The organism is Fibrella arboris, assembly GCF_041321095.1.
Taxonomy (GTDB): Bacteria; Bacteroidota; Bacteroidia; order Cytophagales; family Spirosomataceae; genus Fibrella; species Fibrella arboris.
Genome location: NZ_JBGGWE010000009.1, coordinates 189,850 through 202,947 on the forward strand (window position 1 = coordinate 189,850; position 13,098 = coordinate 202,947).

Consider the following 13,098-nt stretch of genomic DNA (forward strand, 5'->3'; position numbering starts at 1 on the left):
GTTATGTCCCTACCGGGACGTATTTACACGGCCCTAGCTTCTCTACCGATGTTGGGTCCCTGACGGGACGGGTTTGTACGGCCCTGTCACCCATTTTCTACCGATGTTGGGTCCCTAACGGGACGGGTTTACATGAACCGGACCCCCATTTTCTACCGATGTTGGGTCCCTGACGGGACGGGGGTGCTGCCGATATTGGGGGCCTGACGGGATGAGCCCGGTTGATGCTTCAGCTCGCTTATTCCGCCCGAAGTGATTTGACGGGATTCATCAACGCGGCTTTGATGGTTTGGAAACTGACCGTTAGCAGGGCAATGACCAGCACGGCTACAAATGGCAAAACAAATAGCCAGCCGTTCAAATTGGCCCGGAAGGCGTAGCTCGTTCGCCAGGTGACAATGGCGAACCAGGCGAGTGGAGCAGCGATTACGAAAGAGAGAGCGACCAGTACGGCGAACTCCTGATAGAGCAGTTGCAGGATCTCCCTTACCGACGCGCCCAGCGCTTTGCGGATGCCAATCTCTTTGGTGCGCTGTACGGTGGTAAACGACGCCAAGCCGAACAAACCCAGACACGCCACCAGAATGGCCAGCCCCGTGAAGAAGCCAAACACCTGGCCAAACCGCTGATCGGCGCGGTACTGATCGGCGAAATGTGCATCGAGGAAGAAATACTCGAACGGGTTGCCGGGGAAAAACTGATTCCAGGCGGCCTGCAACGTACCCAGCGTTTTGGCCGATTCGCCCGGCGCCATTTTCACGGAGAAAAAGCCCTGCACGTCGGGAATCAGGCGGAGAATAAGTGGCTCGAAGGCTTCACGCAATGATTGCTGGTGAAAATTATCGACCACGCCCACGACGGTGTAGGTCTTGCCCCAAAACTCGATCTCTTTGCCGATGGCCTCGGCCGGATTGGGAAAACCCAGTTGAGCAATGGCCATCTTGTTGAAAATAACCGCCGCCGGATCGGTGCCAAAACTCTTGGCGAAGTTGCGGCCAGCAATCAGTTTCAGGCCATACGCATTCATGTAATCATAATCGACGCCGATGACACGGTATTGTTTGGCCTTGCTTTCGTCCTGCCCTTTCAGGCGAATACCGCCCGCGTTCCAGCCCACGGGCTCGCCGGGAATCGACGTAGAGGCCGTAATGCTCCGAATAGCCGACTGCCGCAACAGCTCTTCTTTAAACGATTTCATCTGGCTCATATAGGTCGAATCATTGCGAACAATAGGCGGGCGAATCACCAGCGTCTGGTCGATGTTGAGCCCCAGTTTCTGCTCCCGCATGAACTGGATTTGCCGGAAAACGGCCATAGTGCCCACCAGCAGAAAAAGCGACGCCCCAAACTGGAACACGACCAGCCCTTTCCGCAATAGAATTCCCTGCCGCGTATTGACCATCCGCCCTTTGAGCACCACCACCGGGCGGAAACCCGACAGCACGAAAGCGGGGTACACCCCCGAAAGGAACGTACCCACCACAAACAGACCCAGCAACGCCAGCCAGAAGCGGGCACTGGCCAGCAGGGAAAACGTCAGATGCTGCCCCGACAGGCTATTGAACGCGGGAATAGTGACCAGCACCAACACTAAGGCAAGCACCACGGCCAGCCCATTGAGCAGCAGCGATTCGACCATAAACTGCTTCACCAACTGGCTTCGCTGCGACCCGACGGCCTTACGAACACCCACCTCTTTAGCCCGGTTAATAGCCCGCGCCGTGGCAATGTTCACGTAGTTCACCCAGGCGATGATGACGATAAAAAAAGCGATCCCCAGTAGCAGATAGGCCGTTTTGCCATCGCCATTCGGTTCGGTCTCGCCGATGTAGTGCGAATACAGATGAATGTCGCGCAAGGGTTGCAGGGTGTAGATAGCCGCCGAGTTGTATTTCTTCAGCTCGGCCCCAACCAGCTTGTCGACGACCCTCGGGAATTTAGTGGCCAGCGTCTGCGGATCGGTGCCAGGGCGCAATAGCAGGTACGTCAGGCAGCCGTCCCACATCCAGGCCTGCTCGGGGTTATTGTCGGGCCCCATGTCTTTCACAAAGGTGGCGTATGAGCGCAGCAGATCAGGTTTTATGTGTGAATTGACCGGAAAATCTTTGTAGATACCGGTTACTTTCACCGCCTGTTTGCCATTTACCTGTACGGTTTTTCCCAGCGGATTGGTCTGCCCAAACAGCTTGTTGGCCACAGTTTCAGACAGCACCACGGTGTTCGGCTCCGTCAGGGCGGTGCGTGCATCACCGGCAATCAACGGATACGAAAACACGGTAAAGAACGCCTGACTGGCGAAATACACTTTCTCGATCTTTAATTGCTCACCGCCCTGCACTTCGGCCACCACCGAGCCACTGCCTACGACTTTAACATAGGCCTCGATTTCGTTGAAGGCGTCTTTGAACGAATTGCCCACCGCATACGCCCCCGATACCCATTCGGTGCTCAGCTTCCCGGCATCATACCGATCCTGCCGAACGCGGTAAATACGGTCGCCTTTCTCGTGGAAATTGTCGAAGCTCAACTCAAACGCGACGTATTGCAGAATGAGCAGACAAGCCGCCATACCAATAGCCAGCCCAACGAGGTTAATGGCCGAAAACGCCTTGTGGCGCAGCAGGTTCCGCCACGCGATTTTTACATAGTTCTGGAGCATTGTGGAAAGGGTTTAGCGTTCATTCGAACTCACATTTTGGTTTTTTTTGATAAACGTTCGACAAGTATGCAAACCCCCAAATTGAGTTCGCTCCAACTTGAACTGCTTAAGGTTTACTCATTTCAACCCAGCGATGAAGACCTATTAGCAGTGCGTAAGCTATTAGCCACTTTCTTCTCTGATAAGCTTGTTGGCAAGGTTCATCAAGCTATTGATGAGCAGGCCATTACGGAGGCAGACCTCGATCGCTGGCTAAATGAATAAGCTACGGTTGATTCTGGACACCAACGTATTTATGGTTTCACTGGCTCCACAATACAAGTATCACTGGGTATACGAGTGCCTGATTCAAGGTAAATTTGACCTGGCTTTATCAAACGAAATCCTGACCGAATATCATGAACAAGTTGTTTTTCGCTACGGTCTTGAACGCACAGAAGCATCACTCGATTACCTGCTTTTGCTTCCTAACGTCACGCTGATCAACCCCTCTTTCCGTTGGCAGCTCGTAGAAAATGACAAAGACGCCCGAAGCGTCGGACCGCAATAAGTTCGTTGACTGCTATTTTGCCAGTCAGTCTGACCATATTATCAGCAACGACCGTCACCTACGAAAATTGGTTACCAATGAGTTTCCACCTATCTCGGTTCTCACCTACGAGGACTTTGAACAGCAATACAAATCATTACTCACTTCGTAAGCTCTTCACGGGATCCATCAGGGCGGCTTTGATGCTTTGAAAGCTGACGGTCAGGAGCGCGATGGCGATGGCTAACGTACCTGCCAGGGCGAACACCCGCCAGTCAATCTCGATGCGGTACTTGAAGTCGAGTAGCCACTGGCTCATGGCGTACCAGGCCACGGGCGAGGCCAGCAGAATAGCGATCAGTACCAACCGCAGGAAATCTTTACTGAGCAACGCCACAATGTTCGGCACACTCGCGCCCAGCACTTTCCGCACCCCGATCTCTTTCGTTCGCTGCTCTGCGGTGAACATGGCCAGTCCGAACAGGCCGAGGCAGGCGATGAAGATGGCCAGAATGGCGAAATAATTGGCCAGCTTGCCAATCAGGGTTTCGCTCTTGTACTGCTTCTCGAAACTATCATCGGCAAACTGGTAATCGAACGGGTAGGCAGGATTGTACTTCTTCGTTAGTTGCCGCATACTGGCCAGCGCCTTATCGGTTTGGCCGGGCCGGGTACGTACCAGCAGCGTATTGTTGTAGGTCGTGTCGAGCCGGAGGATGAGCGGCTCAATGGCCACGCGCAGCGAGTTGAGGTGAAAGTTTTTGATGAGGCCAATGATCTTGCCGGGCTTGGCCCAGAATTTCAGGTACTGGCCAACCGGGCTTTTCATGCCCATCCGCCGGGCTGCTTCTTCGTTTATCAGATAATTGGTGCTGTCGGTGACGATGCTTTTCGAGAAGTCGCGCCCGTCGAGCAGCTTTATCTTCATAGTGTTCACAAAATCGTAACTGACCGGCATTTGTGTAAACAGCGTTTTATCGGCCGGGTCTTTGCCCGTCCATTCCACAGCGATGGTCGAGTTCCCAATGTCCATCGGATCGGAGCCCGACGCGCTCACGTCCTGGATACCGGGCGACTGTAGCAACGCCTGTTTGAACGACTCATACTGCTTCGGCAAATCCCCTTCCAGCGGCATATAGACCACATTCTCGCGGTCGAGGCCCAGGTTTTTGGTGCGGATAAAATCGACCTGCCGACCGGCAATCAATGTACCGATGATGAGCAGCAGCGACAGCGCAAACTGGAAAACCACCAGCCCCTGCCGGAAGAGCACGGCCCCGGCGTTGAACCGCAACCGTGACGACGGACCGGTACCTTTCAGAATATGCACCGGTTGCAACGACGACAGGAACAAGGCCGGGTAACTGCCCGAGACAATACCCGTAACCAGCGCCAGCCCCAGCAACGTCAGCCAGTAGAGCGGGTCAGCGTAGTGGATCGTGATCTGCTTCTCGGTCAGCCGGTTAAAAGCGGGCAGCAACAGTTGCACAAGCACTACGGCAAACACCAGCGCCATGCCCGCCGTGAGTGCCGCTTCGCCCACAAATTGCCCGATCAGGTACATGCGCTCGGCACCCACTACTTTCCGAATACCTACTTCTTTAGCGCGTTTGGCCGACCGGGCCGTGGCCAGGTTCATGAAGTTGATGCAGGCGATGACCAGGATAAAAATGGCGACGATCGTAAACAGTCGCACGTACTCGATGCGTCCACCATCGCGCTGGCCGTTGGTGAATTTCGAGTACAGGTACGTGTCTTCAAACGGGAACAGGAAGGTGGTGATCGTGGTCACCTCCTTCTTGTGTTGCTGCACCATGTTCAGGATCTTGGCGTTCACCCGGTCCAGATTGGCGGTTGAATGCAGCAGGGCAAACGTGCGGATACCGTTGTTGTCCCACTTGTTCAGCCATTCGTTTTTCGTTTCGTACGGTCCCAGCGGCAACACAAAATCAAACTTAAGGGTCGACGTTTCGGGGATGTCGCGCATGACGCCCGTGATCTGCCGATTCTCCTTATTGTCGAGCTTGATCACGCGCCCCAGCACGCTGGTGGTGCCGAAGAATTTCAACGCGGCCTTTTCTGAAATAACGATGGACGTCGCCCCGGTAATGGCCGTTTTCGGGTTGCCGGCGCTAAGCGGAAAGGTGAATAGCTGGAACAGATCGGGACTGGCATAGCGGCCTTTTTCTTTGTACGCTGTTGAGCCCACCGTCAGCAGGTGCTCTTCTTCCCAGGTGATCTTCACGGTTTTGTCGATCTCCGGGATCTCGGCTTTCAGGGCAGGAGCCAGCGGCCCCGGCGTGGCCGTCGTGGTGCTGACTTCGTTGCCCGTCCACTTCTGATTCTCAAACACCTGGTAGAGGCGCGGCCCGTTGACGTGGAACTTGTTGATACTCCGTTCGTCGTTCACCCACAGCAGGATCAGCAGGCTACAGGTCATGCCCAGGGCCAGCCCCAGCACATTGATGAACGAGAACGTCTTGCTTTTGGCAATGTTACGCCAGGCAATCTTGATATAGTTGCGGAACATAACGTAAGGAGTTAGGGAAGAGGGGGTTTCAACACAGAGCCACAGCGGACACACAGAGAACACGGAGATAAATAGATGATTTTCAGAATAGCAACTCTGTGTTCTCTGTGTTTCCTCTGTGCCTCTGTGTTGAACCCTTTTTTTGCCAAGACGATTGAGCAGGCAATTCATTACAAGGATGCAGGAATTCGGTTGGGCGTTGCGTAGGGGAGCCATACACTACAGCGCGAAAGCCATACAACTCGTTGTCGCTTGCCTGTGGCGAGTGACGATTATCGACAGGGCCTCTGGCCCGATTATTGGCCTAAACCAGGCTTTCTTATCTGGCAATTCGTACGTGCATGACCGGGCCGGAGGCCCTATTGATAATCGTCACTCGCCACAGGCAAGCGACAACGAGCAACCACATCACTTCGCCTTGCGGACATAGATGCTGCCCTGCATGGTCTTCATCATCACCTCGGGGCCGCCGCTGTTGATCTTGCCATACACCCAGTCGTCGACCGTGACGCGGTACATACCCGACTGGCTTGAGCGGGAGGCTCTGGGCTGGCTTTTGTCAATATCGATGTCGAAGTCGCTGTATACGTCGCCCATGTCTGACTTGAGCTTCACGTTGGCCTTCACCGAAGCGGGGAAGGTCACGTCTACCTTACCGTTCAGCGTCGAAAAGGCCATCGGCGTTTTGTTGTCGACATCCCGGAACGTGGCTTTCAGATCGCCATTCACCGTCTGCGCCACCGCCGATCCGTTGATGTTCGTCAGCTCGATAGCGCCGTTGATGTTGTTGATTTCCAGCTCGCCCGTCACGTTTTCCACCGTGATGTCGCCGTTGTTGATCGTGTGCAGTTTCAACGAAAACCGTTGCGGCACCTTGATGGTCAGGTTCACCGCTTTCTGGTGGCTTCCCGAATGCACCTTCACGGCATTGTTCTTTTCCTCGGCGGTTATGTCGAAAGAACTACCGCCCGAGATACGGCGCATTCCTCCGGTAGTCTGGTCGTTGTTCTGGTTTCGATTCCGGCCCGACGACGAGGCGTCGATAACGATGTCTTTCCCCGAATAGCCGACCACGTGGATGAAGCCGTTAATCAGATCGACGCTCAGCGAGCCGGTTTTACCGGGGTCTGTAAGCGGAACAACGAGTTGCTCCTTCACGTCATTCTGGGCGAGCAAGGGCGTTGCCGTTAGGCCCAGCAACAGGGCATTGAGTATGAATGGCTTAGTCATTTGGATTCACGATTGTTTTTTGATGTATACATTTCCGTTAAACGTCTCGAAACGCAGGATTTTGCCTCCGTTACCGATCCGAATGGCTGTAGATTTGTCGAGCTTGTAGACGGTCTTATCGCCTTTCTGCTCCTTATTTTTCGTCACCTCAACGGGCAGCATGGTTGCCTCGGGGTAATCGGTGTAGAACTCGCCCTGGAACGTTTTAAAGCGCAGATCCGCCGACAGATTCGCTGGGTACGTTACGTTGATGTTCCCGTTCAGCGTGTAGTACGACGATTGATCGGGCGGGGTAGCCGGGTAGTTGGCGTCCACGTTTCCGTTGATCGTCCGCGCTTCGGTCTTGCCCCGGGCGTTGGTCATCTTAATGGCACCGTTGATGTTATTGACCTTCAGCGAACCCGCCACATCGGTCACCGTGACGTCGCCCCGGTTGATGGTCGAGACCACGATGTTCATCTCCTTCGGGATTGTCACCGTGAAATCGAGCGTAAAGTCATACTCGATCTTCCGGTCATCCCGGCCCTTCCAGTTTCCCCGGTTTGGCCGCGAATCGAACGGTTCGATGATGTAAGCAAACACGGTATCGCCTTTTTGCTCGAACTGAAGTTTGAACTCCTTCTTACCTGTTTCCAGCGCATCAGCCGTTTTCGCCGTGATCTGTTTGTCTATGTCGAAAGCCACGTTGCTGCCCGACGTTCCTTCGACTTTGATGAAGCCGTTGATGTTATAAATGACCAGTACGCTGGCGTTGGCGCTGTTCGGCAGAGAAAATTCCTTGCGGATATGCTCCCTGTCTTCGGTCGACTGCGCCACCGATTGGGCACAGGAAATCACGAGCCCCATCAGCATGGGGAAGAATAAGTTGATCATAAGTGAAAGGGGAAAAGAGTGAAAGAATGTATTACTTGGGGCAAGGGGCGGGGGCTTAGGGCTTGGGGCAAGGGGGTGCTCAGGTACGTTGTCGCTTGCCTGTGGCGAGTGACCCTTATCAGTAGGGCCTCCGGCCCGGTCGTGCACTTACGAATTGCCAGATAAGAAAGCCTGGTTTAGGCCAATGACCGGGCCAGAGGCCCTACTGATAAGGGTCACTCGCCACAGGCAAGCGACAACATACCGGAGTTACCCCTCGCCCCAAGCCCCCCACTTCACGACAGTTGCCGGATCGTTTTTTCCAGCTTGGTTTTCACCAGTTCATTGGTGCCCGGTTGCTTCAATAATTGTCGGAGCGGCTTTAGTGAGCGCTTTTCCTGGAGCTTCACCATCACATCGGCCAGGGCTACCTGCACCAGCGGCGACTCCTGCCGGGTCAGCGCCTGCACCAGCCCTTCGCGTACCCGGGCGTCCTGCGCCTTGTCGGCCAGGGCTTCGAGCGTCACCAACCGTACATTCACGTTTGGGTCGTTGTTCAGCGTCATCAACAGTGCATCGATCACCTTCGAGTCGGCATCCTCAATGTCTTTCGTGTAGCTCACCGCCCGCAGCCGCTCCGTGGCCGACGGGTTTTCGAGCAGTGAAAGCATCATCATCTGGCGCATTTCCTGCACCTGCGCCGTCAGCGTGTCGACCCGCTGCTGATAGGCGACTGCCGGCGTTCGCTGGCGTTGCGCCCAATAGCCCACCAATACCCCCACACCCAGCAAAAGCGCACTGTAGGCAAGGCGCATGAGCAGTGTCGGAGCAAAACGCTCCCTGATCCACCGCAATGCGCCCGATTGACCCAACAACGTAGTTGAACTGCGCTCTTTTTCTTCAGCCTCAAATTCGTCGAGCATAGCGTAGAACCGGGGACGTACCTGGGGGCCGGGTTGGGGCGTAGGCACGGTGCCCATCTGTTGCCAGAGTTGCCGACTGGTTGCCAGTTCCTGCTGACAGGCGGGGCATTTGGCCAAATGCCCCTCAATGGCCGCCCGTTCGGCTGTCGACAGGTCGTCGGTCAGCCAGCCGGGCAGGTGGCTGATCAGCACGTCGCAGGAGATGGGTTTATCGTTCGTATTCACTGTTCAGATAGATCTTCTTTAACTCATTCATCGCCCGGTGCACGCGGACCTTGATGGCCCCTTCTGTCGTATCCAGAATCCGGGCAATTTTATCGTATGTCAATTCCTGATACCGGCTCATCACCAGTACCTCCCGGTGGTCGGCACTCAGCCGCCCCAGGGCTTCCTGCAACAGGGCCAGTTCCTGTTCCTTGTGCAGCGACTCGTCGGCCAGCGGTCCACCGCCGAGTCGCTCGGCATAGGCCTGCACATCATACTGCTGCGCCGACCGTTTGTTCTGCTTCGCCGAATCGATCAGTACGTTGCGGGCCAGGTGGTACATCCAGGTTCGGAACTCCCCCTCGCCGGTAAACGTGTGGCGGTATTTCAGCATCCGGTAAAACACCGTCTGCACCATGTCTTCGCTGGCGTCGGCGTTGCTGCTCATGTGGTACAGGAAACCGAAGAGTTCACGATGGTACCGCTCGAAGAGCAGGCCCATCCTGTTCAGATCGCCCGATTTAACCTTGAGCATCAGTGCATTGTCCGTCAGCGAGTTCAAGCGTTTGCCGAGTGAGGTGGAGGAATTTGACGTGGAAACCGTCGAAGTTCGGTAAGGTTACAGGAGAAAGTGAATTTTTTTTGCGGGGAGGCGTATGGTGCCCCCCCGCCCATTTCTGGACGGCGATTGTCCGAAATCGTACAGGTACGTTCGACAAAAAGAGCCTCAGTAACGCAGGAACGGCCGTTTAGCCTGTTGGCATTCCATTTGTTTAGCAAAATTATAACTAATCATTCCTGACTGAACATCCGATGCGAAGGGCCTTTTTAGGAGAGTTTGAAGAGATTGTACTGCTGGTAGTGGCCGCCTGCCCTACCGACGCCTATGGGGTCACGATCTGGGAAGAGGTGCAGCAGCAAACGGGCCGGTCGATCACCATGAGCGCCGTGCATACTACGCTGTATCGGTTGGAGGAGAAAGGCTACCTATCATCGGTGCTGGGTGGGGCCACCGCCGAACGGGGTGGTCGCCGGAAACGCTTTTTTGCATTGACGCCCCTGAGCGTTCGGGCCTTACAGGACATTCAGGAGGTACGTAGCCGACTCTGGCAGGCTATTCCGCACGACAAGTTTCAACTCATTGTCGGCTGACCCGGCCACCTATCCAATGGCAAACGCAACGAACCAACCCCGTCCGCCCCGCCTGCCCGACCGCCTGCTCGAGTGGTGCTGTGCGCCGCACCTGCTCGAAGACGTGCAGGGCGATTTATACGAAGTGTATTATAAACGACTGGCGCAGGCCGGGCCCGCCAGAGCCCGCCGCGAGTTCACGCTGGCCGTCTTTCATTACATCACACCGTTTTTTCTCAAACGTAAACCACCGGTACGTCGCCCCGATGAGTACCCGGCTCTTTCACTCCTGTCAATCAGTATGTTCCGCAACTACCTCACCATCGCCCTCCGAACGCTGGCGCACAACAAAGCCTATTCGGTCATCAATGTGGTTGGCCTGAGCATTGGCCTCGCCGTAGCCATGCTGATCATGCTATACACCAAAGATGAGGTCAGCTACGACCGATTCCACGCCAATACGCCCCACCTCTACCGCATCACCAGTCGGCAGCTAACGCCAGCTGGAAAGCAGGAAGGTGTGGAAGGGAACACGGGCAATTTACAGGGGCCGAAGTTCAGCGCCGGCGTTCCCGAGATCCAATCGTTTGTCCGCTACCGGGAAGATCGCCACGATATCAAGCGCGGCACGGAGGTGGTTAGCCAGCCTATGCACGCGGCTGATACCAGTTTCTTTTCGGTGTTCTCGTTCCCGCTGTTGAGCGGCAACCCCAAAACCGCGCTGCAGCAACCCCATTCGGTGGTGCTTTCGGCGGATATGGCCGAGAAACAGTTCGGCACGACCGAGGCGCTGGGCAAAACGATTTTGGTTAAAAACACGATCGACGACAAAGAGGTGTTCGAGCCGTATACCGTGACGGGTGTGGCGCAGAACAGCCCGCAGAACTCGTCTATCAAGTTCGATATGCTGATTCCGATGGTGGTGAGTCGGGAAGAGATGGCTGATCTGGAGAACTGGTTCAACATATTCCAGAACACGTTTGTGGTGCTTAGTCCCAACGCCAATCTGAAGGCGGTAGAAGCCAAGATGAACCGGATTTACCTCGCCGACGCCCAGGCCTCCATCAAGATGATGGCCGATAAGTTTGGCGTGAAAACCAGGACGGAATACGCCCTGCAACCCTTCACAGCCATGCACCTGAGTACTGAGCTGCCCGCTACCAATGGGCTTGTCGACAAGAGTAATCCGAACTTTTCGTACATCCTGACGGGCATTGCGCTGTTCATTCTGCTGATTGCCTGCATCAATTTCGTGAACCTGACCGTGGCGCGGTCGCTGAAACGCGCTAAAGAGATCGGCGTGCGGAAAGTAGTTGGCGGGGGACGTACCCAGCTCGTGATCCAGTTTCTGGGCGAGTCGTTTCTGCTGTGTTTCGGCGCGTTTGTGCTGGCCCTGCTGCTGGTGCTGGTTTCGTTGCCTACCTTCAATCAGCTGGCCAACAAGCAGCTGGCGCTCGCCTATCTGTTCGATGCCAAACTGGTGCTTGGGTACGTGGCGCTGTTTCTGGCAACGGCCTTTCTGGCTGGCTTTTACCCGGCGCTGGTGCTGTCGACCTATAGCCCTGTGCAGACGCTCTACAACCGATTCAACCTTGCCGGGAAGAACTATCTCCAGAAATCGCTGGTGGTGTTGCAGTTTGCGCTGGCTTCTTTCCTGATCATTGCCACGCTCATCAGCTACGCGCAGTTCGATTACCTGACCACCAAAGACCTGGGCTACGACGACAAAGGGCTGATTTCGGTTGGTAAGCCAAGACTAACGCATGCCGAAGCGAACCTGTTGACAAACGAATTGCGCAAAAGCCCAACCCTTGTTGATGTAGCCCCGAAAAACGGCGGACAGTGGGGCACCATTGCGAAGGTGAATGGCGGAACCGAGATCAATTTCACCTACGAAACGGTCAACCCGTCGTACCTGCCAATGCTCAACATTCCGGTAGTGCAGGGCCGTAATTTCTCGGTCGATCTCCCTACCGATTCAACCCGATCAGTCCTGGTCAATGAGGCCTTCGTGAAGGAAGCGGGCTGGAAAAACCCGATTGGGCAGGTCGTTAATTTCTGGTATAGTAACGACGAAAAGTACACCGTGGTCGGCGTGGTGAAAGACCATCATTTCAACGACCTGAACAAGACAATCACGCCGCAGCTATTCACCATGAAGCCGGGCAATATGTACGGTCGGGTGCTTATCAAGATCAAACCCAACACCGCAACAGCCAGCCTGCGCCACATTGAACGGGTCTTTAAACGCCTGTTTCCGCTCACGCCTTATGCGTATCAGTTCATGGACGAGGAGAACCTGAAGCGCTATGAATCGGAAGCAAAATGGAAGCAGATCATGCTGTTCGGCGCTGTGCTGACCATTTTCATCTCCTGCATCGGCCTGTTCGGGCTGGCTACGCTATCGGCCGAACGGCGCACGAAGGAAATCGGGATTCGGAAGGTACTGGGTGCATCAGTGTCGAGCATTATTCAGCTCCTGTCGGCCGATTTCCTGACGTTGGTAGCGCTCTCGTTTGTGGTGGCCTTCCCGGCGGCCTGGTATGCCATGCGCGAGTGGCTGCAAAACTACCCCTACCGCGTCGACATCAGCATCTGGACGTTTGTGGCGGCTTCAACGCTCGCCATCCTGGTCGCTTTCCTCACCGTCAGCTTCCAGTCAATCACCACCGCCCTGACCAACCCGATCAAGAGCTTACGAAACGAGTAGATGTGTTCTGTGTAATGTACGCGCTGGTGTGTAGCCATACACAGCATCAAACAGCCAACAAACGCCCTACGCACCAAATCGTTTCCCCGTTGTCGCTTGCCTGTGGCGAGTGACCACTATCAGTAGGGTCGCAACGGGGCACCGCTCTGGCCCGGACGTAGCTGAGAAACGGATGCTTAGCTAACAATCATAGCGTATAACCACCGGGCCAGAGGCCCTACTGATAGTGGTCACTCGCCACAGGCAAGCGACAACGGGGTAACGATTTGGTATGGCTACGCACTGAATCGTTACGGTTTCTTCAGCAGGTCATCGAGTGGGGAGGCTTTC

The 13,098-nt window shown here is 55.1% G+C and carries 10 protein-coding genes; 4 read left to right on the plus strand and 6 right to left on the minus strand.

Features of this window, described 5'->3' with window-relative positions:
• Window positions 1–238 precede the first annotated feature (238 nt).
• Window positions 239–2,659 carry an ABC transporter permease gene (locus ACAW75_RS16925; protein WP_370729927.1) on the minus strand — a complete coding sequence of 807 codons (2,421 nt, stop codon included), beginning with the start codon at window positions 2,657–2,659 and terminating at the stop codon, window positions 239–241.
• A 66-nt stretch (window positions 2,660–2,725) separates the two neighbouring features.
• Between ACAW75_RS16925 and ACAW75_RS16930 the strand changes: the two genes are divergently transcribed.
• Window positions 2,726–2,923, plus strand: coding sequence for a DUF8507 family protein (locus ACAW75_RS16930; protein ID WP_370729928.1), 198 nt, complete (start codon window positions 2,726–2,728; stop codon window positions 2,921–2,923).
• The gene (locus ACAW75_RS16935) at window positions 2,916–3,209 is read left to right on the plus strand and encodes a PIN domain-containing protein (RefSeq protein ID WP_370729929.1); all 294 of its coding nucleotides are present in this window, start codon (window positions 2,916–2,918) and stop codon (window positions 3,207–3,209) included. The genes ACAW75_RS16930 and ACAW75_RS16935 overlap by 8 nt, the downstream gene beginning before the upstream one ends.
• Before the next feature lie 136 nt (window positions 3,210–3,345).
• Here ACAW75_RS16935 and ACAW75_RS16940 read toward each other — a convergent pair whose 3' ends face one another.
• The 5 genes from ACAW75_RS16940 to ACAW75_RS16960 all read right to left on the minus strand — a co-directional run bounded on the left by ACAW75_RS16940 (window position 3,346) and on the right by ACAW75_RS16960 (window position 9,462).
• Window positions 3,346–5,718, minus strand: coding sequence for an ABC transporter permease (locus ACAW75_RS16940; RefSeq protein WP_370729930.1), 2,373 nt, complete (start codon window positions 5,716–5,718; stop codon window positions 3,346–3,348).
• Window positions 5,719–6,126: 408 nt separating this feature from the next.
• Complete coding sequence (locus ACAW75_RS16945) at window positions 6,127–6,948, minus strand: DUF4097 family beta strand repeat-containing protein (protein WP_370729931.1); 822 nt, start codon at window positions 6,946–6,948, stop codon at window positions 6,127–6,129.
• Window positions 6,949–6,954: 6 nt separating this feature from the next.
• Window positions 6,955–7,821 (minus strand): DUF4097 family beta strand repeat-containing protein, encoded by an 867-nt coding sequence (locus tag ACAW75_RS16950; RefSeq protein WP_370729932.1) that lies wholly within the window; start codon window positions 7,819–7,821, stop codon window positions 6,955–6,957.
• A gap of 275 nt (window positions 7,822–8,096) precedes the next feature.
• Window positions 8,097–8,948, minus strand: a complete 852-nt coding sequence (locus tag ACAW75_RS16955; protein ID WP_370729933.1) for a HEAT repeat domain-containing protein — start codon at window positions 8,946–8,948, stop codon at window positions 8,097–8,099.
• Window positions 8,932–9,462, minus strand: coding sequence for an RNA polymerase sigma factor (locus ACAW75_RS16960; protein WP_370729998.1), 531 nt, complete (start codon window positions 9,460–9,462; stop codon window positions 8,932–8,934). Before ACAW75_RS16960 ends, ACAW75_RS16955 begins: the two co-directional genes overlap by 17 nt.
• Before the next feature lie 278 nt (window positions 9,463–9,740).
• Between ACAW75_RS16960 and ACAW75_RS16965 the strand changes: the two genes are divergently transcribed.
• On the plus strand, window positions 9,741–10,079 hold the full coding sequence (locus tag ACAW75_RS16965) for a PadR family transcriptional regulator (RefSeq protein WP_370729934.1): 339 nt from the start codon (window positions 9,741–9,743) through the stop codon (window positions 10,077–10,079).
• 16 nt (window positions 10,080–10,095) lie between these two features.
• Complete coding sequence (locus ACAW75_RS16970; protein ID WP_370729935.1) at window positions 10,096–12,768, plus strand: ABC transporter permease; 2,673 nt, start codon at window positions 10,096–10,098, stop codon at window positions 12,766–12,768.
• Window positions 12,769–13,098 lie beyond the last annotated feature (330 nt).

Bases quoted from the DNA above. Each gene is read 5' to 3' on its own strand.
- ACAW75_RS16930 (WP_370729928.1), top strand. From the start codon at position 2,726: ATGCAAACCCCCAAATTGAGTTCGCTCCAACTTGAACTGCTTAAGGTT.
- ACAW75_RS16960 (WP_370729998.1), bottom strand. From the start codon at position 9,462: ATGCTCAAGGTTAAATCGGGCGATCTGAACAGGATGGGCCTGCTCTTC.
- ACAW75_RS16970 (WP_370729935.1), top strand. From the start codon at position 10,096: ATGGCAAACGCAACGAACCAACCCCGTCCGCCCCGCCTGCCCGACCGC.
- ACAW75_RS16950 (WP_370729932.1), bottom strand. From the start codon at position 7,821: ATGATCAACTTATTCTTCCCCATGCTGATGGGGCTCGTGATTTCCTGT.
- ACAW75_RS16925 (WP_370729927.1), bottom strand. From the start codon at position 2,659: ATGCTCCAGAACTATGTAAAAATCGCGTGGCGGAACCTGCTGCGCCAC.
- ACAW75_RS16935 (WP_370729929.1), top strand. From the start codon at position 2,916: ATGAATAAGCTACGGTTGATTCTGGACACCAACGTATTTATGGTTTCA.
- ACAW75_RS16940 (WP_370729930.1), bottom strand. From the start codon at position 5,718: ATGTTCCGCAACTATATCAAGATTGCCTGGCGTAACATTGCCAAAAGC.
- ACAW75_RS16945 (WP_370729931.1), bottom strand. From the start codon at position 6,948: ATGACTAAGCCATTCATACTCAATGCCCTGTTGCTGGGCCTAACGGCA.
- ACAW75_RS16965 (WP_370729934.1), top strand. From the start codon at position 9,741: ATGCGAAGGGCCTTTTTAGGAGAGTTTGAAGAGATTGTACTGCTGGTA.